The organism is Arachidicoccus ginsenosidivorans (assembly GCF_007971385.1).
Taxonomy (GTDB): Bacteria; Bacteroidota; Bacteroidia; order Chitinophagales; family Chitinophagaceae; genus Arachidicoccus; species Arachidicoccus ginsenosidivorans.
This window is the reverse complement of the sequence record NZ_CP042434.1, coordinates 1,318,818-1,345,500: the sequence shown is the minus strand read 5'-3', so window position 1 is coordinate 1,345,500 and position 26,683 is coordinate 1,318,818. Positions and strand designations below refer to the sequence as shown.

General features: G+C 42.5%; 23 protein-coding genes, 1 tRNA gene and 1 pseudogene. 22 read left to right on the top strand and 3 right to left on the bottom strand.

The window, feature by feature from the left end:
* The first annotated feature begins 624 nt into the window (after positions 1 to 624).
* The 8 genes and pseudogenes from FSB73_RS05490 (at position 625) to FSB73_RS05455 (ending at position 10,636) form a co-directional block, all read left to right on the top strand.
* Positions 625 to 1,383, top strand: a complete 759-nt coding sequence (locus tag FSB73_RS05490; RefSeq protein ID WP_146780486.1) for a hypothetical protein — start codon at positions 625 to 627, stop codon at positions 1,381 to 1,383.
* A 37-nt stretch (positions 1,384 to 1,420) separates the two neighbouring features.
* Entirely contained in the window at positions 1,421 to 2,491 is a 1,071-nt protein-coding gene (locus FSB73_RS05485) for a coiled-coil domain-containing protein (protein WP_146780485.1), read from the top strand.
* Between the two features lie 18 nt (positions 2,492 to 2,509).
* Positions 2,510 to 4,261: a hypothetical protein gene (locus FSB73_RS05480; protein ID WP_146780484.1), complete on the top strand. Its 1,752-nt coding sequence runs from the start codon at positions 2,510 to 2,512 to the stop codon at positions 4,259 to 4,261.
* A complete protein-coding gene (locus FSB73_RS05475) occupies positions 4,258 to 5,787 on the top strand; it encodes an Hsp70 family protein (protein ID WP_146780483.1) in 1,530 nt (509 codons plus the stop codon). The genes FSB73_RS05480 and FSB73_RS05475 overlap by 4 nt, the downstream gene beginning before the upstream one ends.
* 46 nt (positions 5,788 to 5,833) lie before the next feature.
* Entirely contained in the window at positions 5,834 to 7,309 is a 1,476-nt protein-coding gene (locus FSB73_RS05470; RefSeq protein ID WP_146780482.1) for a WG repeat-containing protein, read from the top strand.
* A 13-nt stretch (positions 7,310 to 7,322) separates the two neighbouring features.
* Positions 7,323 to 8,054 (top strand): annotated as a pseudogene (locus FSB73_RS26350) (tetratricopeptide repeat protein); the annotation flags it as partial.
* Between the two features lie 131 nt (positions 8,055 to 8,185).
* Positions 8,186 to 8,959 carry a tetratricopeptide repeat protein gene (locus FSB73_RS05460; RefSeq protein WP_146780480.1) on the top strand — a complete coding sequence of 258 codons (774 nt, stop codon included), beginning with the start codon at positions 8,186 to 8,188 and terminating at the stop codon, positions 8,957 to 8,959.
* A gap of 45 nt (positions 8,960 to 9,004) precedes the next feature.
* Positions 9,005 to 10,636: a tetratricopeptide repeat protein gene (locus tag FSB73_RS05455; RefSeq protein ID WP_146780479.1), complete on the top strand. Its 1,632-nt coding sequence runs from the start codon at positions 9,005 to 9,007 to the stop codon at positions 10,634 to 10,636.
* Between the two features lie 424 nt (positions 10,637 to 11,060).
* Here the strand turns inward: FSB73_RS05455 and FSB73_RS05450 are convergent.
* Positions 11,061 to 11,144: transfer RNA gene (locus FSB73_RS05450), tRNA-Leu, on the bottom strand.
* 210 nt (positions 11,145 to 11,354) lie between these two features.
* Here FSB73_RS05450 and FSB73_RS24210 point away from each other — a divergent pair.
* From FSB73_RS24210 to FSB73_RS05400, 14 genes are all read left to right on the top strand, one after another.
* The gene (locus tag FSB73_RS24210; protein ID WP_225974513.1) at positions 11,355 to 11,963 is read left to right on the top strand and encodes a GH3 family domain-containing protein; all 609 of its coding nucleotides are present in this window, start codon (positions 11,355 to 11,357) and stop codon (positions 11,961 to 11,963) included.
* The gene (locus FSB73_RS24205; RefSeq protein ID WP_225974512.1) at positions 11,963 to 12,781 is read left to right on the top strand and encodes a GH3 domain-containing protein; all 819 of its coding nucleotides are present in this window, start codon (positions 11,963 to 11,965) and stop codon (positions 12,779 to 12,781) included. Before FSB73_RS24210 ends, FSB73_RS24205 begins: the two co-directional genes overlap by 1 nt.
* Before the next feature lie 174 nt (positions 12,782 to 12,955).
* Entirely contained in the window at positions 12,956 to 14,113 is a 1,158-nt protein-coding gene (locus FSB73_RS05440; protein WP_146780478.1) for a 1-deoxy-D-xylulose-5-phosphate reductoisomerase, read from the top strand.
* 47 nt (positions 14,114 to 14,160) lie between these two features.
* Positions 14,161 to 14,553, top strand: coding sequence for a site-2 protease family protein (locus FSB73_RS24200; RefSeq protein WP_225974511.1), 393 nt, complete (start codon positions 14,161 to 14,163; stop codon positions 14,551 to 14,553).
* Positions 14,550 to 15,506: an RIP metalloprotease RseP gene (rseP, locus tag FSB73_RS05435; protein WP_225974510.1), complete on the top strand. Its 957-nt coding sequence runs from the start codon at positions 14,550 to 14,552 to the stop codon at positions 15,504 to 15,506. Before FSB73_RS24200 ends, rseP begins: the two co-directional genes overlap by 4 nt.
* Positions 15,507 to 15,549: 43 nt before the next feature.
* Complete coding sequence (locus tag FSB73_RS24195) at positions 15,550 to 15,876, top strand: glycosyltransferase family 4 protein (RefSeq protein WP_225974509.1); 327 nt, start codon at positions 15,550 to 15,552, stop codon at positions 15,874 to 15,876.
* Positions 15,837 to 16,673 carry a glycosyltransferase gene (locus tag FSB73_RS05430; RefSeq protein ID WP_225974508.1) on the top strand — a complete coding sequence of 279 codons (837 nt, stop codon included), beginning with the start codon at positions 15,837 to 15,839 and terminating at the stop codon, positions 16,671 to 16,673. The genes FSB73_RS24195 and FSB73_RS05430 overlap by 40 nt, the downstream gene beginning before the upstream one ends.
* 133 nt (positions 16,674 to 16,806) lie before the next feature.
* Positions 16,807 to 17,385: a D-sedoheptulose-7-phosphate isomerase gene (locus FSB73_RS05425; protein ID WP_192904094.1), complete on the top strand. Its 579-nt coding sequence runs from the start codon at positions 16,807 to 16,809 to the stop codon at positions 17,383 to 17,385.
* A gap of 120 nt (positions 17,386 to 17,505) precedes the next feature.
* Positions 17,506 to 17,691 carry a hypothetical protein gene (locus tag FSB73_RS23215; protein ID WP_158639428.1) on the top strand — a complete coding sequence of 62 codons (186 nt, stop codon included), beginning with the start codon at positions 17,506 to 17,508 and terminating at the stop codon, positions 17,689 to 17,691.
* A gap of 8 nt (positions 17,692 to 17,699) precedes the next feature.
* On the top strand, positions 17,700 to 18,152 hold the full coding sequence (locus FSB73_RS05420) for an HAD-IIIA family hydrolase (protein WP_262712612.1): 453 nt from the start codon (positions 17,700 to 17,702) through the stop codon (positions 18,150 to 18,152).
* 11 nt (positions 18,153 to 18,163) lie between these two features.
* Entirely contained in the window at positions 18,164 to 18,799 is a 636-nt protein-coding gene (gene rsmG / locus FSB73_RS05415; protein WP_146780475.1) for a 16S rRNA (guanine(527)-N(7))-methyltransferase RsmG, read from the top strand.
* A 144-nt stretch (positions 18,800 to 18,943) separates the two neighbouring features.
* A complete protein-coding gene (locus tag FSB73_RS05410; protein ID WP_146780474.1) occupies positions 18,944 to 21,664 on the top strand; it encodes a M1 family metallopeptidase in 2,721 nt (906 codons plus the stop codon).
* A gap of 159 nt (positions 21,665 to 21,823) precedes the next feature.
* Positions 21,824 to 22,345, top strand: a complete 522-nt coding sequence (locus FSB73_RS05405; protein ID WP_146780473.1) for a hypothetical protein — start codon at positions 21,824 to 21,826, stop codon at positions 22,343 to 22,345.
* Positions 22,346 to 22,716: 371 nt separating this feature from the next.
* Positions 22,717 to 24,360, top strand: coding sequence for a CTP synthase (locus FSB73_RS05400; RefSeq protein ID WP_146780472.1), 1,644 nt, complete (start codon positions 22,717 to 22,719; stop codon positions 24,358 to 24,360).
* Positions 24,361 to 24,535: 175 nt separating this feature from the next.
* Here FSB73_RS05400 and FSB73_RS05395 read toward each other — a convergent pair whose 3' ends face one another.
* Together FSB73_RS05395 and FSB73_RS05390 are read right to left on the bottom strand one after the other, a co-directional pair.
* A complete protein-coding gene (locus FSB73_RS05395; protein ID WP_146780471.1) occupies positions 24,536 to 25,681 on the bottom strand; it encodes an acyl-CoA dehydrogenase family protein in 1,146 nt (381 codons plus the stop codon).
* Between the two features lie 186 nt (positions 25,682 to 25,867).
* Entirely contained in the window at positions 25,868 to 26,683 is an 816-nt protein-coding gene (locus FSB73_RS05390; protein WP_225974507.1) for a uroporphyrinogen-III synthase, read from the bottom strand.

Here is a 26,683-nt window from a genome sequence, read left to right as displayed (position 1 = left end):
TGGACTTTCGAGGGTAAAAAACAAATAATTATTTTATTTATTTGATTGAATACATCACTAGGTGGGGAGATGGAGCAATTGCACTAGTGAAGAAGCGGGCATTTTTGTTCATCAATGAGCACACCATTTTGCTTTATACCTTCACTGGTTGCTCAAAACTTATGATTACTAGCCAGTCAGTTACTGTGTCAGTATGAGCCAGCTCCATTTCTTGGAAAACTTTAAAAAACGCGCAGTCGAGTAGGTTTCGTCTTTTGTTTATACATGTTGTCCTAAAGCGCTGATTAATTACAGGATTTTCTCCGGTCATCTTTGATATTATCCTACTTTTCCGGCGCTTCTTTAGGTTGTAGGTTGGCCCCGCTGACAATGACTTTGTAGACTAGTTTTTCGTAAACAATTGCCGATGGTAGCAGAAAGTTGTCGGCACCTTATTGTTCGTTATAAGTACCCGGAACAAGGCCTGATGGAGCTGTTAATCTGGCCCAATGTGGTCCGAAATGCCATTATGACGCTAAAAATACCCTCTATAGGGTATTTTTAGGAAAGAAAAACCCTCCTAACTTCATCCGGTTTAAGTCAGCGACTTGCTCCTGATATTTTTTAATATAAATGCTCTGAACCATGCAGAATAACAGCGATAATATCTATGATTCATTAGGGCTTCCTCTAACCGCAAAGTGGACGGAAGTTAAGCAGCGCTATGATGCCTCCCTGGACAATACTGAACAGATGAAAAAACAAGCGGATAAGGAGCAGATTCGAGAAATAGAAAAAAAACAAAGCCATTTAAAAAAACTATTTACGGTATTTTCCAATAAAGTCTCTGCAGAAAACGGCCGGATGTTTCAAACAAGGCAGGCACTCAAATCTGTGGGTCTTTCAGATACTGCTGATTGGGATACTGTGCAAAAGCGGGAGAATGAGTGGCCCCGCACTTCCAGCAATGATCATAACCCCAATACGGACTGGGACACCCTGCACAGAAACCGAGATTTACTGCTTCGCGATCCCAAAAGAAAAAATCACACAATACTAACGGCAGCATCAGCGCTTGCCGGAGCCGGTATTTCGCTGGCTGCTTATCATTATTTGAGTAATAGCGATAGCGATGGAAAAAGCCTCGAGGATCTGAGTTTTGAGGGTGACCCACATGCTGAGTCTAGTGAGGATATTCAATCCAGCACTGATTTACTGGAAGCACATACCCAGCAACTTTCAGATCCTGTCATCCATCAGGATGAACTGGATGCTTATGTGACGGAAAATAGTCATTTGGATGGCGAAATGATGTCGTTGCTTGGCCTGGCACCTTCACCGGAATTAACGCTTACTGTAGACTTCAAAATGCAGGTATTAAGTGCTTTGGCTAAATCGATATAGATAAATATTTATTGTTTACTCTCTAAAATGTACATTTATGGCTGCAGAATTAGATGCGCTGCTTTCGGATGCGAGCGCCACCCTTGACGAATTAATCGAAAAATCATCTTCGATCCAGGGAATGACAGATGATATTACCGGACAGCACCAGGCCGTCCAGGATGCCTACAACGAAGTACTTACATTACAACAGCAAACTCAGGAAGCTAATCATCAAGTGGATACTTTACATGATGAAATCAGTAACATCCGTGACGAATCCAATAGTCTGCATGATGAAATCGCTGCTGCCCGAGATGAGGCGAACAGCATGCATGATGAGATTGGCTCTGCCCGAGATGAATCGAACAGCATGCATGATGAGATTGGCTCTGCCCGTGATGAATCCAATAGTATGCATGATGAGATTGGCTCTGCCCGGGATGAATCAAACAGCATGCATGATGAAATCGCTGCTGCCCGAGATGAATCAAACAGCATGCATGATGAGATTAGCACTGCCCGAGATGAGTCCAACAGTATGCATGATGAGATTAGCACTGCCCGAGATGAGTCCAATAGTATGCATGATGAGATTAGTACTGCCCGAGATGAGTCCAATAGTATGCATGATGAGATTAGTACTGCCAGAGATGAGTCCAATAGTATGCATGATGAGATTAGTACTACCAGAGATGAGTCCAACAGTATGCATGATGAGATTGGTAATGCCAGAGATGAATCAAACAGTATGCATGATGAGATAAACGGTGCCAGAGATGAATCCCTTCAGCTAAGAGATGAGTCCTCGCAATTGCGTGACGAGAGTACTCAGCTCCGCGATGAAAGTACACAAACGAAAGATGAAATAATGCAACTCAAGGAAGAATCCGATGGCCTGAAACAGGAAGTGGATAGCTTAAAACAGGAAGCAGAAAATCTCAAAGCGGAAATTGAAGATTTAAAAGGACAGGCAGAAAGTCTTGTTTCCGAAATTGAAAGTAAAAAAGGCGATGCAGAAGGGGTTCAGTCTGAATTGGATTCCATTCTGTCGCAGGCACATAGCGCACTAGCGGAAATCGAATCAGCCCGCTCCTCCGCTTCTGCATCGGGAGGATTTTCGATTTAATCATTTAAAAATAGCATTGTGGCATTAACCAGAACATTTCAGGATCGGTATCAGAAAGCATTTGCAGGGCTGGATGAATTGATGGATGCCTACCCTAGAATGGAGGGTGGGCATCATCTGAAAACACACTTGCAGACGCTGGCCGGACAGGTACTTGTATCAACCCCTATTCAAATTGAAATGGTGTGGCTGGACGAGCCCGATGAGACTCAGTTGATCCGGTTTGTGGACTTTATAAATGTCAACAGACAAAAAGTTGACCAACTATTGGAAAATTTACAGGATGTAAAAGCCGCCAACCTATTTATGACTCAGCTGGAATGCAGTTCGCAATTATTTGATATCACGGTGTACAGGGGTAGGCATTTCCCGACAAGAAGTACACTGCGCCAGGCACCAGCTTTTAAAATTCTTTTCGGATTTGCGACTAATAACGTGGAAGCCGACGACACGGAAACTGTTTTATGGCGTACGGATGCGGAAGGTGGGACCGTTATGATGATATATAATGGTACGGACATTTTTATGCAACAGTCGGAACAATTGAAAGTTATCTCCCTTGAATGGAATAAACTACCGGAGCGTTTTGCGGAACTGGTGGAATTGTATAAACTGCTCCCGCTTTTGCAGTCCATGCAGAGCATCCGGGCGGTGCAGGGATTAGAGAAAATTTCCGATGCCTTTTACCAATATATGAATCAGCAGGAGCGTGATATAAAATCCAAACGTTTCGGGGCTCAGCAAGAAATTAACAGCGTTAAACTGCAGGAAAACGTCAATTCTCGTGATTTTTTTCAACAACTGAAATCCGGTTTACAACGGGATTTTAGCGAGTTTGAAAATGGGGTCAGTGAGCAGGCTATTCAGCTCAAACAACTGCATAATCCCAGATCTCTGATGGCGCAGGTAGAGACAGAGGTGAAAAAAGTAAACCATCTGGTGGAAGAAACATTTGCGGGCAATATTCTTATGGGTTTACCCGAAGGTACACAGCGCCGCCTGCTGGATTTTATCAATCAGTCTTTAAAAAGGACAATCTCTGAGGGGGTACACACTATGGAAGCCTTCTTGAATCAGGAAGTGAGCCTATTGAAAGAAAAACTAAAACCCAAAGGATTTCAGTTTAGTTATCACCCCAGTCCCAATATCAATACGTCGCGGCTGGAACTTAATATGATGGAATATGTCCGCTTTCAGCAGAAATATGAATTGGAAAAGAAAAAACTGGAATTTTCAGATTATGTTCGGGCGGCGATGGCCCCATTTATGAGTGTTATGTCCTTTTTTATTATTTTCCGGTTTGTTCCCATCCCTAGAAGTATAAAGACCACATTTATGATAATAGCCGGTATCGTTCTTACACCACTTGCCATCCTAGGATTTAGAAAATTCCTTCGCAATACTAAAATTAAAAAGGAACGGGATTACGATAAGGAACTCAGAAAAATGCAAGAATCTCTTTTGAATGAAAGCAAAGGTATGATTGGCAAATTTTCAGACGAATGGCAAAGAGAGGTCAGTGGCTGTGTTAGAATAGAAATGAACCAGTTTATCAGCCACCTGGAAACAGTATTTGAATCGGCTTCAGAGAACAACAAAGAACTGTTACAAAAGCAACAGCGTTCCGTCCAGAGGCGGGTGCAGGGACTGGAACAGCGTGAAAGAGCCCATCAGGTTATTGTTCGCAACAAGGAAACCTACGATCGTGCTTTAGCCCAGTTTAAAGGGGAATTAATGAACCAATATCAACAAATAGTAACACAATTATGATTATCGGGATAGACCTTGGGACGACATATTCACTGGCTGGTACGCTCAATCTGGACCAGCAGCCGGTGTTGTTGCCTGACAATTCCGATAAGACCGTGCTGTACACTCCAAGCACTGTCCATATCAACGGGAACAATGCTTTTGTCGGCCAGTCGGTGCTGAATATGCTGGAACAAAACCCCGGACTGGACGTTATTCGTTTTTTTAAACGGTATCTGGGCGAGAAAAAAGAACTGCATATTGACCAGGAAGGCAATGTCTGGTATCCGGAATCTATTGCGGCACTGGTGTTGAAAAAAATCAAATATGATGCGGAAATTTACGCTTCCAATACTGTAGATGGTGCTGTGATTACGGTTCCTGCGCATTTCGACGATGCACAGCGCAAAGCGATTTTGAATGCCGCGGCCATGATAGACCTTACGGTGCTGGGATTAGTGGAAGAACCCGTGGCAGCCGCTATGTATTATGGTATCAGCAACAAAGCGCATGAACAGAACATCTTGGTCTATGACTTAGGAGGTGGCACTTTCGATGCCACTGTACTGACGGTAAACGACAAAGGATTTTATGTTATGAGCAAAGACGGGCTGACCGATTTGGGGGGTAAAGAATTTGATGAAGCCATGGCTGTACTGGTACAAAAACAATTTGAAAAAGCCGCTGGAAAATCTTTGCTTTTTACAGGTAGCAAGTTGCAACAGTTAAGAGTGTTTTGCGAAGAAGTAAAAATTGAATTGGCCAGCCCAGGTGTGCAATATATCAACCGTGTATGTCTGCTAGGAAACGATAGTATAGAAGTGTTCATCACCCGAAAAGAATTTGAAAAGGCCATCACCTACGAAGTGGATAGAACCATTAAAATTCTGAAAAGATGTCTGTCCTCTGCCGGCCTTACAGAAGACATTGTAGATACGTTGCTGATGGTGGGCGGATCATCCATGATTCCATTTGTGCGTAAAAGAATAGAAGAAGAAATGCCCGCACTGGCTGGAAAAATTCGCTTTCAGGATCCCATGAAAGCAGTTGTGTTCGGCGCTGCCATTTATGCCCGAGTACTGAATGGCGACCAGAATCGTTTTGATAATATGGACATGCCCTCCGAATTGCGGGGCGTAACAGGTTATAATATCGCTCTGCGTGCCATTAATCCAGAAACCGGCAGGACAGTTCTGGATATTATCATTCCCAAAAACCGGCCCGTTCCGCTGAAAATAAAAAAGACCTATTACACCGCACCTAATAATGGCGGCAAAATGCGGATAGAGCTGCTTCAGTTTATTGAGGAGGAGGATGTTAAAACCCTGGGATTGTTAAATGTCGGGCCGTTGCCCACTGATAAGGCCAATTATCCCATAGAGGTCACGATTGAATACTCAGAAGACGGCATTGTTATTCTTCAAGCCTATAATCCTGAGACTGGTCTGGAATTGGAAAAAACCTTTGGCAAAGAAGGCATGGACGCCAATTATTTATCCAATCAGAAAAGAATTGTTCAGAAGGCCTTTATTAATAATGCGCTATAGAAAAGATGAATATTTTAGAATTTTAGCAAACTAACCGAATAAGACAATGACCCAAGAAGAAGCCTTTCAACGAATAGAGCTGCCTGAAGGCACTGACATACAAGAAGTGCGTCGAAAGTTTGCTGCCATGCATGGTGACTACCGTATGCGTATAGACAACGCACCCACACCACGCCTTAGGCAAATGTTTGAGCAACAATTAGAACAAATTAAGGAAGCCTACAGTCTGCTCAACGGTAGCGAAGGTGTGAACGATACCATAGACCTGCCGAGAACAAAACGGGTGCTTTACGAGGATGCCGCCAGGGAAAATCAAAGTGCCAAAGTGAAGCCGGATAACAGTTCCCAGTATAGCCTGTTGGATGCTTATGATTATTTCGGCCTTTCTCCCGAAGATGATAAAGTGACTTTTAACCGGTTGACAAAGAAGAAACTAGAAGACCTTGAAACCAGTTTGCAAAGCCAGTTTCTGGCACCCGCAAAAAAACTGTTTGAAGAAGAGCTGGTCAAGGCTACAAAATTAAATGCACTACTTGTGACTGATCGGCAGGCAAAAGAAGCCCTGGCCCAGAACATAGCTGAGAAAAGAGAGCAGGAACGATTAACCAGAGAAAAGGCCGAAAAAGAGCGGCTGGCCAAAGAAAAAGCAGCACAGGAAAGGATGGCCAGAGAAAAGGCCGAACTGCAACGACAGGCGCGTAAACGGGCTGAACATGAACGTATTGAAAAAGCAGAGGCGGAAAAAGCGCATCTGGCCCAGCAAAAAGCCGAAAAACAAAGGGATAAGGCAGCAAACAATCCGTGCAAAAATGCCGTAGATGCTCATTCTGCAAATAAAATGAAAGGAAAATTTATATGGATCATCAGCCTGGTGGTGATCGTACTCGGTGTTCTGGCTTTTGCGTATTTTAAACCCAAACTGGAAGAACCATCAACGCTGGTTGTTATGCAACAGGGTAGTCTGTATGGTTATAAGAAAGATGGGCATATTGTTATTGAGCCCCAGTTTGAAAGCGCAGCGGCTTTTAATGAGGGACAAGCCAAAGTAAGTGTTCACGACAGTGTATTTTATATTGACGAAACAGGAAAACTGACCCACCTGATTAAAGTGAACGTCAGTGCTGCTGAAACAGAAAGTCAAAAGTTGGCGGAAAAAGACCGGACAGCCTGGGAAATTGCGGCGGCATCTGGTAGTAAACCGGCTTATGAAAGCTATCTGAAATTATACCCAGAAGGGCACTATGTGGCAGAGGCCAAAATAAAAATAGCGGCACTGGATAAGCAGGGGAGTCCAACCAAACAAAGTAAAACGACCGAAAAACACAGCCGTACAAAAGTTAATATGATGCAATATAATAAAGATCTCAGCTGGGCCAAAAAGATGGTGGCTGTGGATGGTTGTGAAGGTTGCCGGGCTAATCCTGTCTGCAAATCGCAGGTGATTGAACGGCTGAAAAGAGCCCTGAAAAACAATCCAAACGGACGCGAGGCAAAATCATTACTTCAATGTTTAACCCAATAAAATATACAAAGAGATGAAAAAACTAGTTATACTGATATTCACCTTATTACCGCTTGCTATTATGGCGCAGAACGAAGAATACACTGCCTATCTAGAGCAGGCTATAGCAGGTGCTAAAAACAATGACGCTAAAGCGTTTAATACCAACTTGCGGTTCTTTTCTGCTGCCATAGATCGGGATAATATTACGCCATCTACCCTAGGCAAGAAGAACAGGGAGCTATACACTGAAGCGCTATACCAGGCACTAATATATTCGAATATTGATATTTCGGATGAAATCGCAAAAAAAGCGCTGAAGTTTATTCAATACAATATAGAAAGCAATGCAAGAAATATGTTTATGATGGGGCGCCTTTATAGTGACGGCAAGGCTGTAGAGCAAGACTATGCACAGGCAAAACTATGGTATGAAAGGGCAGCAGCAAAAGGAGATACATGGGCTATGAATAACCTCGGGGTATTGTATCATAATGGAAATGGGGTAACAAAAGATTATGCTCAAGCCAAATACTGGTATGAGAAAGCGGCGGATAGAGGAAATGAAGGGAGCATAGTTAATATTGGTGTGTTATATGAATTTGGGTTGAGCGTGGAAAAAAATTACGTGAAAGCCATGACTTATTATAAAAAAGCGGCAGATATGGGAGATGCGGATGGGATGGATCACCTTGGAGATTTGTATTTCTATGATGATAGGCTTACCATAGATTATACCAAAGCCAAATACTGGTTTGAAAAAGCATCGCTGAAGGGAGTTGCGAGTGCGATGAATAATTTAGGCTGGTTATATAGATATGGTAAAGGGGGGCGCAGGACAATGTCAAAGCTAAATACTGGTATGAAAAAGCCGCGAAGAAGGGAGATGCTGCGGCGATGAGCAACCTTGGACTCTTGTATTATCAAGGTAAAGGCGTTGCTGAAAATAACACCACAGCTAAATACTGGTTTGAAAAAGCCGCCGAGAAAGGAAATAGCAAGGGGATGTTTTATTTAGGGGAAATTTATGACAGAGGATACGGAGTAGTAATTGATTGGGATAAAGCCTTTGAATGGTATGAAAAGGCTGCGGAACTTGAGTATATTTATGGTTTAAGGCTTGCGGGAGAATTTTATCTTTTCGGGGTGGGTGGCGCGGCTAAAATCAAAAGTAAAGCCATCGCACTTTTTGAAAAAGCAAAAGAAAAGGGGGATAAAAAGGCGGCTCTTTATTTACAGGTACTTAGGGATATAGAAAATAAGAAATACCACGAACTGAACACTTCGCAATACGGTAACAGAATATTGGTCGAAGACGAGCCTTTAACCGCTCATCAGAAAAACTTCCCTTATGTGATGACGAAATTTGGTGTCGGCTGGCAGTTTGACGTAACTTATAAAAAGTCTCGTGTGGGCAAGGTGCAGATATTTCCTACATATACGAATGATAAAAATCGGCCTGAGGATGATATTTCTTTTTCAGGCTATGCGCCTTCGCTTGCCATGTCGGAAGAGCATGGAAAGCAGGGGTACCGGCTCTCCTGGAGATTGAAACGTGGTTACCGCGCCATAGGCTATACCTATATCACGGGCCATTTCCCGGATAATGACAAGCACCAGATTAAAGTGCCTCTGGCCTTATGCTGGCTGCCGGAGCGATATTATAAATAGGATGCCCAATAATCCCTGTATTACAAAATCAGAAGCTAAGTTTTCATGACCCACGAAGAAGCCTTTCAACGAATAGAGCTGCCTGAAGGCACTGACATACAAGAAGTGCGTCGGAAGTTTGCTGCCATGCATGGTGACTACCGTATGCGCATAGACAACGCACCCACACCACGCCTTAGGCAAATGTTTGAGCAACAATTAGAACATATTAAGGAAGCCTACAGTCTGCTTAACGGTAGCGAAGGTGTGAACGATACCATAGACCTGCCGAGAACAAAACGGGTGCTTTACGAGGATGCCGCCAGGGAAAATCAAAGTGCCAAAGTGAAGCCGGAAAACAGTTCCCAGTATAGCCTGTTGGATGCTTATGATTATTTTGGCCTTTCTCCCGAAGACGGCAAAGTGACTTTTGACCAGTTGACAAAGACGAAACTCGAAGACCTTGAAAACGGATTGCAAAGTCAGTTTCTGGCACCCGCAAAAAAACTGTATGAAGAAGAACTGGTTAAAGCCAAAAAGTTAATTGCGATCCTGCTGACGGATCGGCAGGCAAAAGAATACCTGGCCCGAAAAAGAGCTGAGCAAAGCGCACTGGATCAACTGGCAAAGGAAAAAGCCCAAAAGAAACAGGAAAAATTGTCCGGAGACTTTATAGAAGAGCATACGGACGGAAAAACCAAAAGGAAGCGCATACTGATTATCGGGCTGGCGGCTGTGATTATCATCGGGGCTTTGGCTTTGTTAATTTTGAAGCCTGGTCTAAATTCCGCGCCCGTCTTATTTGAGCACAATGGTTTGTACGGCTATAAGAAGGGTGATTATCTCTTTATTTGGCCAAGGTATAATACCGCCAGCACTTTTAAGGGCGGTGAAGCCAGGGTCAGTGTAAACGATAGTAATTTCTACATAGACGAAACCGGCAAGTTTTTAAGGTTTGCCGATTCAGTAAATAAGCGTACGGCAGATGAAAATGCACCAAACCCTAAATTCGTAAAGGACTCGTTAACAGAGGTGCATTCAGAACAAGAACCTTTACATACGATAAACACTGACACGGAGAAGGTAAAAGGTAATGCGACAAATAATACTGCCTCCAAAAAAAGTGTTGAAGACCTACTACAATTAGGGAATGAGCATTTTGACAAACGCAATTATGGACCTGCAAGGAATTATTATGAAAAGGCTGTTAAGAAAGGAAGCTCAAAGGCTATGTATAAATTAGGATATCTGTATGCAAATGGGTTAGGGTTTCCCAGTGATTATAAAAAAGCAATATATTGGTATGGAATGGCGGTGAATAATGGGGAAGTGGAAGCTATGGTTCTGTTAGGTGTCCTATATGCAAACGATTATGCAGGTCTGCGAGATAATATGGGAAATCGAGAATATAAAAAAGCTAAATATTGGTATGAAAGGGCGATAGATAGCGGCAATCATAGGGCGGCCTTAAATGGGTTGGGATGGTTGTACTATTTTGGTCATGGTGTTGCAAAAGATTATAAGAAGGCTGCAATGCTTTTTGAAGAGGCAGCCCAGAATGGTTATGCTGCTTCAATGTATGCTTTGGGTAACTTATATCGTAATGGGGGACACGGGGTACAAAAGGATGATAGTTTAGCAAAATATTGGTATGAAAGGGATGCGTTGCCGGCTATGATCCTGCCTGTTCCGAATTGAAAAATTATTAATGGCAGAGTGATTGTTCAAAAGGAGAAGGGCTGCCAAAACAATAAGTTTATATCTGCCACTATTGCTGAAATGCAGGAGGTGGCATCATCTAGAATAACAGTATATAAAAGACGATCTTGAAGATTATTAAAGTAAATATTAGCCAAAGTTTTATGGACCATATTCTGGGAAGGTGATTTTTTTTCAAATGTATGGAACGGAAGTTATCTGCTGGATTCTAGCGATATGAATAAAAAACCATTTGAACCACTCACTTTGATTTCAGATGGAGATGATACAGTCAAAATGTATGTCGAAAGCAATAAAGAAGTATGTCATGTATGTGCCTGAAAACCGGCTCCGTAAGGGGAAATTTATTGGAATGAAAAAGAAAAATCCATCTGTAAATTACTGATTTACAGATGGATTTTAGTGCCCAGGACTGGATTCGAACCAGCACATCCTTGCGAACGCTGCGACCTGAACACAGTGCGTCTACCAATTTCGCCACCTGGGCATTCAGGAGCGCAAAAGTAAGGTGAAAAGTTGAAATTCTAAAAATAATTAAAGGAGTTTTTTCAATTTTTTTGAATTTATACATTTTTTCAGGTGCTTGCATTGGCAATTAAGTTACATTTGGAGCCTAAGAATCGTACAGAAAGATGCATGTAAATCATTATTGGCAAGGCCCTTTGCGGGCTTTATCTATAATAAGGTCAAAAAAGAAATGGCAAGCGCGGTGGAGGATCAAAATAGCATCCGCCAATACTTGATAAAATCAGCTCAGCATACTATGTTTGGCAAGGATCATGGATTTGACCGTATCAAGAACTATGAAGATTTTAAAAAGCAAATTCCGGTCAGGGATTATGAAGCGTTGCGGCCTTATGTTGAAAAGGTAAAAGAAGGCAAACAAAATATACTTTGGAAAGGCAAACCCTTATATTTTGCCAAAACCAGCGGTACCACCAGTGGCGCCAAATACATTCCGATTTCCAAAGAATCCATCTCTAATCATATCAATACAGCACGTAATGCGCTGCTGTGTTATATAGCCCAGACCGGGAAGGCAGACTTTACCGGAGGGAAAATGATCTTTTTAAGTGGCTCTCCGGAGCTGGACAGAATAGGCGGTGTCCCATCCGGTAGATTGAGCGGCATTGTCAATCATCATGTTCCCCCTTATTTAAGGACCAATCAGCTCCCTAAATATGAAACCAATTGTATCGAGGACTGGGAAACTAAACTGGATAAAATTGTAGCAGAAACCAGTGGCAAGGATATGACACTCATTAGTGGCATCCCCCCTGGGTACAGATGTATTTTGACCGACTAGTGGAGAAACACGGCAAAAAAGTAGGCGAAATCTTCCCCAATTTTTCATTGCTTGTTTATGGCGGGGTCAATTTTGAGCCATACAAGCAAAAGCTTTTTGAATCCATTGGCAAGGAAATTGATAGCATTGAACTTTTTCCGGCATCCGAAGGCTTTTTTGCCTTTCAGGATTCACAAACAGAAAAAGGGATGCTACTCAATACCAATTCAGGAATCTTCTTTGAATTTATACCATCCGATCAATACGGAAAGCCAGATGCTACCAGACTTTCGCTGGAGGAAGTTAAAGTAGATCAAAATTATGCCCTGATCATCAGTAATAATGCCGGCCTCTGGGGTTATGATATTGGAGATATGGTTCGCTTTGTCAGCACCGACCCTTATAGGATTGTGGTTACTGGCAGAACCAAGCATTTTATCTCCGCTTTTGGGGAACACGTAATAGGAGAGGAAGTAGATTATGCCATGCAGGCCGCAGCAGCGGACCTGGGGGCAAAAATAACAGAGTTCACTGTGGCCCCCATGGTGGTCCAGGGCGAAGGCAAGAGCTATCATGAGTGGTTCGTGGAATTTGAGAAAATGCCAGAAAATATGGACCAACTGGCCTTAGCACTAGATAATTATCTCAGACAGAAAAATACGTATTACGATGATCTGATTGCTGGGGGCATTTTGCGTACCCTTCAGATATCGCCCGTTCAAAAGGACGGATTTATTCAATATATGCGTTCAATTGGTAAGCTGGGAGGTCAAAATAAGTTGCCTCGGCTCAGCAATGACCGTAAAATCGCAGATGCATTAAAAGAATTTTTAATTTAACCTAAAGGAAACGCCCTGCATTTAGTGATTGAGTTGTAATAGTCATCTGGCCGTAAATAGCCAAATGCCTCCCTGGCTGGAAGCCAGGCGGGGTTATTTTCTATTTAGGCCTAAAACCAATATCTTTACAACGTTCACAAAACGAGGTATTAATCAACCTGCACCCTGAAAATTATGCAAAAAAGACGTATTGCAATATTTGGCTCTACCGGATCAATAGGTAAGCAGACACTGGAAATTATAGATGAAAACCCTGAGCTTTTCTCAGCAGAGATATTAACCGCATCCACTAATGCGGATCTACTGATTGAACAAGCCCTGCAATATGACCCTAATATCGTTGTTATTGCCGATGAAAGTCAGTTTTCTGCCGTTCAGACAGCACTGATGAATACAAATACCAAAGTATTTGCGGGAGATCAAGCCTTGGTAGATGTAGCCGGTATGGATTGCTACGATCTGATGATCGCAGCCATTGTCGGATTTGCCGGGTTAAAACCTACGCTCAAAGCCATCGAAATCGGTAAGCCGGTCGGACTGGCCAACAAAGAAACGCTGGTCGTGGCTGGAGACATTGTTATGCGTACCGCAGCTGAAAACCGCGTACCGATCATTCCGGTAGATAGTGAGCATTCTGCTATATTTCAATGTCTTGTGGGGGAAGGACGCAATAAAATTGACCGGGTAATACTCACCGCAAGTGGTGGCCCTTTTTTGGGTAAAAAACCGAATTTTCTGGTCAATGTCAAACGGGAACATGCCTTGCAACACCCCAGATGGCAGATGGGCGCTAAAATTTCCATTGATTCCGCAACACTCATGAATAAGGGGCTGGAAATGATTGAAGCCAAGTGGTTATTTAATCTTACCCCACAACAAATCCATGTCATTGTGCACCCTGAGAGCATAATTCACTCCATGGTTGAGTTTGAAGACGGTAGTATTAAGGCGCAAATGGGTCTTCCAAATATGAAAGTGCCCATTCAGTATGCCATGAGCTTCCCGCATAGAATCCAGTCCAAGTTTCCCCGCTACGACTTTTTAAAACCGGATGCACTTCATTTTGAAAAGCCCGACCTGAAGACCTTCCGCAACCTGGCGCTGGCCTCAGAGGCCTTGAACAAAGGGGGAAATCTTCCCTGTATCGTCAACGCAGCCAATGAGTTAGCCGTGTATGCATTCCTACACAACCGGATTGGCTTTTTAGAAATGACAGACGTCATAGAGAAGACTATGACCAAAATCAGCTTCATAGAAAGACCAACACTCGAAGATTACTTTGAAACTGACGGGGAAGCCCGTAATTTTGCGGCAACTTTGGTCAATATGTAATCCAAAAGACATCAAAACTCAATTTTTATCATTACTTCTCTAAATACATGACACTATTAGCTATAGACTGGGCAACCGTAGGGATTAAAGCGGCCCAATTAATTTTATCACTGTCCATATTGGTCGTTCTCCATGAATTTGGCCATTATATCACGGCCAGGTTATTCAAGTGCCGGGTTGAAAAATTTTATCTTTTCTTTGATCCTTGGTTCTCCTTGGTTAAAAAGAAAGTCGGTGACACCGAATACGGGATCGGCTGGGTACCGCTGGGCGGCTATGTGAAAATATCCGGGATGATCGATGAAAGCATGGATAAAGCCCAGATGGCAGAACCTCCCAAGCCTTATGAGTTCAGAAGCAAACCTGCCTGGCAGCGACTGATCATAATGCTGGCAGGTATTATTGTCAATATCCTGCTTGGTTTTTTATCTATTCCATGATGCTCTGGAAATGGGGGGACGCCTATCGCCCGACAAACAGTTTGCAATACGGCATTGTCGCAGATTCACTGGCTCAATCCGTTGGGTTACAAAGTGGAGATAAGATACTGACCCTGGATGGCAAAGAAGTACCTCGGTTTGAAGATATACAGATCTCCGTGTTACTGGATCATATTAAAAACATTGAAGTATTAAGAGATGGCAGGAAAGTGGATATTGCTTTGCCCGAAAACCTGGCCAGTACGATGGTGAATAATCATCTATCTTTTATCAGTGCAGCAGATTATAGAATGAAATTGCATCCTTTGGATTCTGTACTGACTGGTTCGGCTGCCAGTAAAGCAGGGCTGAAAAAAAACGATCAGATTATAGCCTTTAATGGCCAGCCAGTTGAATTCTGGGACCAGGTTACCCAATTAACTAAAGCCTCAAAAGGCAAACAGGCCGATTTGAGTGTACAACGCGGTGCGGATACCGTTCAATTGGCCGTAAATATTCCTGCTACAGGCACAATGGGTATTTCTATTCAATCTGAGCCTCCGCATATAGATCATTACGGCTTTTTAGCCTCCTTTCCGGCAGGCGTGGCCAAAGGATGCAGAATGCTCAAGTCCTATGTTAAACAGTTAAGATTTCTGTTTGGCGGTGGCGTTAATTTGTCAGAAGGGATGAGCGGACCTGTGGGGATTGCCAATCTTTTCCCCGCAAGCTGGGATTGGCAGGCATTCTGGTCACTTACGGCATTTTTATCCATGATCCTGGCGATTATGAATCTGTTACCAATACCGGCACTGGATGGAGGTCACGCGCTATTTTGTATCTATGAAATGATCACCGGGCGTAAGCCAGGAGAAAAGTTTATGGAATATGCCCAGACCATTGGTATGATTATTATATTGGCACTGATGGTATTCGCCTTCGGCAATGATATTTTCAGGCTATTTAAAAAGTAAGCAGGCTTATATAGAAAAATAAGTTCATAAGTTATTAAAGTGTATGCATATTGTAATCCTAGGTCCCGCATATCCGCTTAGAGGCGGTCTGGCAAATTTTGATCAACGACTGGCCAGGCAGTTTATGGCAGAAGGACACCAGGTGACAATATATACATACAGTCTGCAATACCCCGGTTTTTTATTTCCGGGTACGTCCCAGTATAGCGATGAGCCTGCACCCAAAGATTTGGATATCAAGGTAGTTATAAATTCCATGAGTCCACTCAATTGGCGAAAAGTGGGCCAGGAACTCAAAAAAAGACGCCCGGATCTGATTGTTGTCCGCTATTGGATTCCCTATATGGGGCCTGCCAGGGCAATATATTAAGGCAGGTAAAAAAGAATGGACATACCAAGGTCGTATGTATTACAGATAACATTATTCCCCATGAGAAAAGGCCGGGGGATTCGCTACTGACAAAGTACTTTATACAACCGGTGGACGGATTTATCACCATGAGTGATTCTGTGCAAAATGACCTCCGACAGTTTACTAATAAACCTTCCAGACTGGTTGTACATCCACTATTTGATAATTTTGGGGCGCCTCTGGCAAAAAAAGAGGCCCGTGCCTTTCTAAATCTGCCAGACGAGGTGCCTATTATCCTCTTTTTTGGCTTTATCAGAAAATACAAGGGACTGGATATTTTATTAAAGGCCATGAAAGTCCTAAAAGAACGTCACCTGGAAACAATACCCAGGCTCCTTATAGCAGGTGAATATTATGGTGGCAAAGAAGAATACGAAAAACTAATTCAGGAACTGGGCATTGAAGATCTGCTCATTATGCGAACCAACTTTATCGCCGATAGTGAGGTGCGTTATTATCTTAGTGCAGCGGACTTTGTTATTCAACCCTATCGAGAGGCTACGCAAAGCGGTGTAACGCCTTTAGCCTATCACTTTGAAAAACCAATGCTGGTAACCAATGTCGGTGGATTGGCTGATTTGGTGCCAGATGATCAGGTAGGTGTCGTCACTAAGCCTAATCCGGCGTCAGTGGCGGATGGAATTGAACAGCTCTATAAAAGGGGAGTGGCCTATTATTTGCCGTATTTACAGGCAGAAAAACAGCGTTATAGCTGGGCTAATTTTTCAGCAGCCATTTTGCAATTGGCAGACTAAGGGCTATAAAAAGCCAAAAACGAGTTCAGATAGACGTTATGGATCAGCAGCTTTCCAGGCGAAGCATTCATGGCTGAGATAGATAAATTACCTTTGCCATTAATGACCGTGCAACAAAAAATATATTATGGGCATGCAATCAATTATACAGGACTGTATCAGCAGATCTATCGCAGTGAAACAACAGATATTGGCTGATGACCGTTTTTTGTCACGTATTGAGCAGGCCGTGGAAATCATTACCGAAGCCTTTAATGCAGGCCATAAGGTCTGGTTCTGTGGCAATGGCGGCAGCGCCGCCGATGCGCAGCATTTAGCGGCTGAGTTCTCCGGCAGATTTTATCTTAACCGCAAAGCGTTGCCAGCAGAAGCCTTTCATTGCAACACTTCATATCTGACGGCCGTGGCAAACGATTATCATTTTGAGGATATCTACGCGCGTTTAATTGAAGGGTTAACCGGGCCCGGGGATGTCCTTATCGGACTAAGTACTTCCGGCAATTCTGCCAATATAGTCAAGGCATTTAAGGCTGCCAGGGCGGCTGAAGTCGTGACCATCGGATTTACCGGCAAAACAGGGGGGCAGTTGCAGCCGTTAACTGATCTACTTTTTAATGTACCGGACAGCGATACCCCCAGAATCCAGGAAGCCCATATACTTATTGGTCATATTATCTGTCAATTGGTAGAGGCGAATATCTTTGGTGGATAAAGATTACCAGGGGCATACAAATCGATTAGGTAGCAATATCCCACCAACAAATATTAGAAAACAGAGAAAAACATACGAACCCAGCAAGCTTAACAAGCATAGGAGGCAGTGATTATTCAAATGGAAATCGAACAAAGAAATAGCCATAGAACCAGCATGGCTGACAAAGAAATAGACAGTACAAAACAAGTTACCTCCATTGATAGTAGCTGGACCTTGTTTTTAGACAGGGACGGCGTCATCAATGTGGATCATGTGGGGGCTATACACTCAGTATTCAGGAATTCAGGTTATATGAAGGCGTAGTGGAGGCAATGGCCCAGTTTGCCCGCCAGTTTGGTCGGATTGTCGTTTGTACCAACCAAAGGTGTATCGGCAGGGGATTACTGAGCGAGCAGGGACTTTCAGATATTCACCGTTATTTATTACAACTCATTGAGCCGGCAGGAGGCAGAATCGACCATTTCTATTTTGCCAAAGAAGTATCTGACGATGATCCGTTACGTAAGCCGCATCCTGGCATGGCACTGCTTGCCCTAAAGGATTATCCCGAGATCGATCTGGAAAAATCCATTATGGTGGGCAATAATCCATCAGATATGCAGTTTGCCATCAATGCAAAAATTCACTATAAAGTATTTTTAAATACCACTATTGATGAGGCGCCAATGAAAGAAGGACAGCCGATCAGTGATCTGCATTATCCAGGTTTAAAAGATTTTGCAGACAGCATTAAAGATAATACCATCTCTAAAATCATACAATAAACTGTTTATACATGACAGGCGTTGATATATTACAACAATATTTTTCTGGCTTTACCCAGCAGCAAATCCATCAATTTGAGGCCCTTGGCAAATTGTATCCCGAGTGGAATGAAAAGATTAATGTCATCTCCAGAAAGGATATAGATAGTCTTTATACCCGTCATATCCTGCATTCACTCAGTATTGCGGCCATCATAGAGTTTAAACCGGGCACGCAGATTATTGATATCGGCTGCGGGGGCGGACTGCCCGGCATACCACTGGCTATTTTCTTCCCTGAAGTCAGTTTTCATCTGGTGGATTCCATCAATAAAAAACTGACCGTCGTTAGAGAGATCAGTGCAGCCATCGGGCTTAAAAATATCACTGTTGAACACACCCGTGCGGAGCAGATACGGGACCGTCAATTTGATTTTGTCGTTTCAAGAGCAGTTACGACCCTGAAGAATTTATGGCAATGGGGTAAGCCCCTGATCAGAAAAGGCAAGGAAAATGAATTGCCAAACGGCCTGATTTGTCTAAAAGGAGGCGATCTGGCAGAAGAAATCTCGCAAAGCGGACTCAGGCCACATATCTATAAATTGGATGATATTTTTGATGAAGAAATATTTGAGGATAAATTCCTGTTACATGTAAAAAAGGGGTAAAATGAAACATCCATGAAATAAAACATAATATAAAACAAACGGTTGAGCCGTTCATCCAATCACTTAGTTGTCATCCATAGAGAACAACCTTAATACTTTTTTGAACAGCCCAAATAAATTCACTAAATACACCAGGTAACCGGTATGAATAAGCATATAGCCCTTTTTAGAAATTTGTTGTTAATCTTTTTTTCAGCATGGACACTGCTCGTTTTAAACAGCTGTCACCCGAAAGGCGCTAATGGGGAAAATGGCAGAGAAGTAAAGCTTACAAAGGGGGTCTCAGAACAGCTGGCTACCTACCGCAAAACAGTACTTAGTGATATTAGCTATCAGGTCGATTTTGATATTCCTTTAAGCAAAGCAGAAGCTATTCAGGCCAAGTCTTCCATTTACTTTAATTATCATGATAGCCTGGAAAATCCTTTGCAAATTGACTTTAAACAAACAGGTACGGCTGCGCTGCATAAAATGTTCATCAACGGTATGCAAACAGTGCCCAATTATCAAAAAGAACATATTATTATTGACGGCGGTCAACTAAAAAAAGGGGCAAATCAAATCGATTTTGTCTTTCAACCGAGCGAAGAAGCCTTAAACAGAAGAGCGGATTATTTATATACCTTATTTGTGCCGGACAGAGCGCGCAGTGCCATGCCATGTTTTGATCAGCCAGACTTAAAGGCCGTATTTAAGCTCACCTTACATATAGATACCAGTTGGCACGCAATCGCTAATGGCCGGTTGGAAGCCACTAAAGTCCTGGGCAGTCGTAAGACCCTGCAATTTGCACCATCTGATACGCTAAGTACGTATTTGTTTGCCTTTACGGCCGGCAAATTTACAGCGGCCACGGGGAAAATAGACACCATGACTGCTAAATTCCTTTATAGGGAAAGCGATCCGGCCAAGATAAAAACCAGCCTGAAAGAGGTATATAGACTCTCTGATAAAGCGATCCGGTTTTATGAAGATTGGACCGGCATCCCTTATCCTTTCCATAATCTGGGTATGGCCGCAATCCCAAATTTTCAGTTTGGAGGCATGGAGCACCCCGGAACGATCCTATATCAATCCTCCAGCCTGTTTTTAGATCCCGGCCCTACAACAAGTCAACTCAACAACCGTTCAAACCTTTTAGCCCATGAACTGGCCCATATGTGGTTTGGTGATCTGGTGACCATGCGCTGGTTTAACGATGTCTGGATGAAGGAAGTCTTTGCCAATTTTATGGCCGATAAATGCATGCGGCCAACAGGAAAGGCTACCGCTTTCAATCATAAATTTTTGATTGATCATTATCCTGCAGCCTATGATGAAGACCGAACTGCCGGCGCCACGCCTATTAGGCAAAATCTGGATAACCTACAAAATGCAGGTATGCTTTACGGCAATATTATCTACCATAAAGCACCCATAATGATGCGCCAATTGGAACTTTTGGCCGGCGCAGCCGGCTTTAAAAAGGGCGTTCGCGCTTTTCTTAGTCACTATGCTTATGGAAATGCCGGTTGGCCGGAGTTAATCAACCTTATTGATCAGCAAACCCCTGTAGATTTACAGAAGTGGAATAAAGTTTGGGTAGAAAGCGCAGGAAGACCTGTATTTGACTATAAACTGGAAACGAAAAATGGACGCATCTCTCAGCTAATACTTAGTCAACATCCGGAAAAAGTGCCTGGCAGAAATGAAGATAAGGAAAAAGAAGACCAGTCGTCTGGTAACGCAGCTGTAGGACAAAATAAAATATGGCCACAAATATTTGATCTCACTTTATTTTATCCCCATGGCATAAAAGTCATTGGTGTACGTAACAGTAGTCGCCAGATGGACGTCAAAGCGGCCATTGGGCAAAAGGCGCCCCTATTTATATTGTTTAATTCTAATGGGATGGGCTATGGCCGGTTTCCGGCAGATAGTGTCATGGCTAGGCATTTAGATCTGATTGGTACGCCCTTGCAAAGAGCCAGTGCCTATATTAATCTTTATGAACAAATGCTGGCTGGGAAAAAGGCCGCTGGTGGTTTAACCCCTCAGTTTCTGCTGCGCTGCTTTTTAAAAGCCGCCAAAACAGAAAAAGATGAGCTTAACACCAGACTGTTACTTAGCTATATCAAAACGATTTATTGGGATTTTACTGCGGTAAAAACAAGAGCATCGTTTGCTCCGCAACTCGAGGCAGCATTTTGGGCAGATCTTGTTAAAAATAAAAAGCCCAATATAAAAAAGTTATATTTTCAGGCCTACAGCGATATTTTTCTAAGTAAAACAGCCCTGGATAAATTACATAAAATCTGGACATCACAAGCGCCGCCATCGGGATTAAAACTCTATGAAGATGATTATACTAATTTAGCCCTACAATTAGCGCTGCGCATTCAGGATGATCAGGCAAATCAGTCTTTGCTCGATAGCAATCTTAACAGGATGACGAATAAAGATAAAAAAGCGACTTTTAAAATCGTTATGGATGCGGCCAGTAGTAATAAGAATAAAAGAGCGCAGTTTTTTAAAGAAATCACCGATGAGAATGGAAGAAGCAATGAAAGAGCCATACTTGAAGGGCTCAGCTATCTGCATCATCCACTTCGTCAAAGTGAAAGTGAAAAATATCTTGGAGCATCTTTAAAGTTACTGGAAGAAATTCAACGAACAGGCACTATCTTTTTCCCAAAAGGTTATGTAAGCGCCATCTTCTCCAGGTATAATAGCAGTGCTGCATTGGAAGCTGTTAATGCCTATTTAGACAGCCAAGGGGAAAAACTTCCGCAACTCACAAATAAACTACTGCAGGCAACAGATCTGCTAAGACGAAGCCACGCTTGGTTATTTTCAGATACGACCATAGCGGCAACTGAGCGCTAGAAAAACGCCATAAAATTTAAACTACTCAATGTAGGGAAGAAATCGGGTTGTTTTATATAAAATAAAATTATGTGTCAACTTTTTAGGACCACCTGTAGCGAATCACATTAACAGAACGTTCTTAGGGTATTATTTTATTATTATACAAAAATTAAACCGATGAAAAAGATTCTGTTAACCGCAGCTGCGGCTACTTTGCTGATTGTTGCCTGTTCTAAAGATGACAATCCAGTAACACCTATTGATCCCACCGTAGAAATCCAGGGTAATTGGACGGGCGCCTCCTATGTCATGACTGGATTTATTGATGGGGTCGCTATTGAAACCACCAATACAGATCAAGATGCACTGGTTAAAACCCTGAACCTGACATTTTTTGAAGGCACAGAAACTGCTGATTCCATAAAAGGAACCTATGGCGCAGAAAATACGCCACTGCTCGGCACCTATACTTTGGATACCGAAAAGGATCAACCAACCATCGATGCCAAATTGGCCTTGAGTGAAACTGAACAATTTGAGGTAAATGGTGACTATGAACTGTCTCAGGATTCCCTGATTGTTACAAAAGGGGTCAAGGGAGATGTGGAATTTGGCGATAAGACAGCCGATAGTACCTCTACAGTCGTGAAATTTGTACGCAAAAATAATAGAAATACATTGTCGGATTCCCGTTTTTAAATAAGAACGGAACATTTTGCGATTTTTGTTCGTTGAAGGTGACCACCTCTTTTAAGCTTTTTGCCGCTAGAGGTGGTTTTTTATGCAATGAAATAGAAGGTTCATAATTAAGCTGAATTTCATGAGATTACAAAGGTTGCAATTCAGTTACAAACCAAAGTTTGTACTTCGGCTAAAAATTAACGAGATGCACTTGCCTAAATCCCGGAAAATTCAAATATCTTTGCATGACCTCCCTAGGAAAATGAGCTAAAATCTCTTTTCCAAAATCAATTATTAATCAGGTCACGTGCGTCATCCGTTTTTTTGAGTTTCAATCATCGGATGATTATTTTTTTTGTATAAAAGTTGAATGTATATACAATATAATTATGGCAAAGTATGTATTTGTAACCGGTGGTGTGACCAGTAGTTTAGGAAAAGGCATTATAGCAGCTTCGCTAGCGAAGTTATTGCAAGCCAGAGGGTTGAAAGTGACCATCCAGAAGTTTGATCCCTATATCAACATCGATCCCGGCACCATGAACCCTTATGAGCATGGGGAGTGTTATGTAACGGAAGATGGTGCAGAAACCGATCTGGATCTTGGGCATTATGAACGGTTTTTAAATATCCATACTTCTCAGGCGAACAATGTAACCACGGGCAGAATTTATCAGACAGTAATTAACCGGGAAAGAGAAGGCGCTTACCTAGGCAAGACGGTTCAGGTTATCCCGCATATTACTGATGAGATAAAGCGTCGGATGCTGCTCTTAGGAGGTGATGGCAATTATGACGTTGTAATCACTGAAATAGGTGGAACAATCGGGGATATTGAGAGCCTGCCCTTTGTGGAGGCCATTCGCCAGATCCAATGGGAACTGCCAGAGGAAGATGTCTGTGTCGTGCACCTGACGCTGATTCCTTATCTGAAGGCAGCCAAGGAACTAAAAACAAAACCGACACAACACTCTGTAAAAACGATGAGTGAAAACGGTGTTCATCCCGATGTAATTGTTTGTAGAACGGAAGAACCGCTTACCAATGAGCTTAAAAGAAAAATTGCGCTGTTCTGTAATGTAAAACAGGAAGCAGTAATTGAGGCCATGGATGCCGCTTCTATTTATGAGGTACCTTTGGAGATGCTGCGGGAAAAACTCGATCTGATCTGTCTGAAGAAATTCCAAATCAAGGAGATTAATGAGCCACAGTTAGAACAGTGGAAGGCCTTTTTGGATAAGCTTAAATATCCAAAAAGTAAAATCACCATTGGTTTGATTGGTAAATATATCGAGTTGCAGGATGCCTATAAATCCATACTTGAAAGCTTTATTCATGCAGGTGCAGCCTGTGAAGTCAAAGTACAGATCATTAATGTGCATAGTGAATTTATTACCAAAGAAAATGTCGCTGAGAAACTGGAGACTTTTGATGGTATGTTGGTGGCGCCTGGCTTCGGGGAACGTGGCATAGAAGGTAAGATACTGGCTATACAATACGCAAGAGAGCGTGGTGTGCCCTTCTTTGGTATTTGTCTGGGTATGCAGATGGCTGTGATTGAATTTGCACGTAATGTAATCGGCCTGAGAGGTGCTCACTCCACTGAAATGAAAGAAGATGCAACCTACCCTGTGATTAGTATGATGGAAGAGCAAAAGAAGGTAAAATTGATGGGTGGAACCATGCGTCTGGGTGCTTATCCATGTGAAATCAAAGAAGACTCACTGGCACACAAAGTCTATGGCCAGGTGAATATTTCTGAAAGGCACAGGCATCGCTATGAGTTCAATAACGAATATTTACAACAATTTATTGATAACGGAATGCTGGCAACAGGATTTAATCCAGAAACCGGCCTCGTTGAAATCGTGGAAGTACCAGCACATCCCTTTTTTATCGGCGTTCAATATCACCCTGAACTTAAAAGTACCGTGTTGAATCCGGCGCCTTTATTTGTACATTTTGTCGCAGCGGCCAAACAGTTTAACGAAAAAAGAGTGGCCCATAAATCTACCAGCGCCGTGATCAGGTAGTGTAAAGTGTAGGAGATAACAAATGAGCAAATAAGAAAAATAAATAAAAAATAATAAGTCAAAAATAAGGTCTGGATCCTGTCATAAACGCTTACAGGATCCGGACCTTATTTTTAGTTAAGACAGTTGAAACTATTGTTACAACATCCTAAGTTTCTTTATTTCCGCTTATAATTTACCCTTTTAGAATTTCACGGGCAATGACGATTTTCTGGATTTCTGAAGTGCCTTCCCCGATGGTGCAGAGCTTGGCATCCCGATAAAACTTCTCTACCGGAAAATCCTTGGTATAGCCATAGCCGCCAAAAATCTGAACTGCTTCAGTGGCTGTTCTAACCGCTACCTCACTGGCATAATATTTTGCCATAGCGGATTCCTTGGTCAGATTAGCATGATCTTCCTTCAATTGACAGGCCCGTTGGATCAACAGATCCGCAGCTTCAATTTCCGTAGCCATATCTGCCAGTTTAAAACTAATTCCCTGAAAAGAACTAATGGGCTTGTCAAATTGTTTGCGCTGCTGACTATAGGCAAGTGCCGCCTCGAATGCCCCTTTTGCGATCCCTAAGGAGAGGGCTGCAATGGAGATCCTGCCACCGTCCAAAATAGTCATTGCCTGTTTAAATCCTTCACCGACTTCCCCCATACGATACGCATCAGCGACTACGCAATTATCGAAAATGATTTCTGCGGTCTCACTGGCACGCATGCCTAATTTATTTTCTTTTTTCCCTGCCTTAAAGCCAGCCATACCTCTTTCAATGATAAAGGCAGTGCAGTTATCCCTTGTATGCGCAGGACCTGTTCTGGCAAGTAGTACCACCCTGTCAGCTGAAATACCATGGGTGATCCAACATTTTGTACCATTAATGACCCAATCGTCTCCTTGTCTTGTTGCTACGCATTTCATATTACCGGCATCGCTCCCTGTATTCGGCTCTGTTAAGGCCCAGGCACCAATATGCTCACCAGAGGCCAGCTTAGGCAAATAATTTTGTTTTTGATCTTCATTGCCGAAAGTAAGTATATGATTGGTACATAATGAATTATGTGCTGCTACGCTGAGACCGATGCTCCCGCAAACTTTGGCAATTTCTTCAATAACTACTTTATATTCATGATAGCCTAGTCCGGCGCCACCATAATGTTCCGGTACTAAAACACCCATCATACCGAGCTGCCCCAGTTGTTTAAATACTTCTATAGGGAACTTTTGCGCCTCATCCCACTCCATCACATGCGGCTTTATATTTTTTGCGGCAAATTCTTGGGCCATCTGCCTGATTTCTTGTGTTAATTCACTTGTCTGAACTGCTTGCATCTTTTTATTTTAATTACTAACTAACATTCGTTACAAAAGTAATTGTTTTTTGAAAGCAGCCAAAATAAATACTGATTTTTAATACATTTTTGGCGCATAAAAGTGGCGCATAAAAGAAAAGCGCCTCCTGGTAAATAAGGGGCGCTTAAATAATATGAATAGAGGCTACGTTGGTTTTAAAACCGGCTATTTTTTTACCTTTTTAGTGGCAACTTCTTCTTGTTGGGTGAGGAAATTATCCAAGGCTACCGCCATATTGGGGCTTTTTTCAGAAGGGGCAACAATAGTGGCTGTCAGTCCTTCTTGTCCGCAGGCTCTGAAGGTACCGCTGCCAAAAGTGCCGACCAGGGTGTCTGATTGACCAAAATCAGGATAGGAGTCCAGTAAGCAACGGATACCGCTTGGTGTAAAAAAACAAATGATATCATAGTGCTGATTATCAATTACACTTTTGATGTCATTGGAAACCGTCCGGTACATAAAGCCTAATTCAAAAGAACAATTATTGGTTTTCAACCAGTTGACTATGTCACTATCCTGTTGATTTTCACTACAAACATATAGAAAGCGTTCATTTTCTTTATGTTTGTTAATTACGTCAAAAATGCTCTTATTTGTCCCGTCAGCGCCAAAAAAGACCTTTCTTTTTCTGTATAGGATAAATTTCTGCAGGTATAAAGCAATCGCTTCAGCTACACAAAAATACTTGGTATCCTGGCTGACAGAGATCTTCATTTCTTCACACATACGGAAGAAATGATCAATAGCATTTCTACTGGTGAAAATCACCGCACTGAACTTTGTAATATCGATTTTCTGTTTCCTGAATTCCTTTGCAGATAGCCCTTCCAGTTTTATAAACGGATGAAAAACTAATTCGGCATTGTGTTTTTTCGCCAAATCGTAATAAGGCGATTTCTCACTACTTGGTTTGGGCTGGGTAATGAGTATTCTAGTATTCACCATTGCCGGAATCAAGCTCTTACCTTCACTTTTTACCAT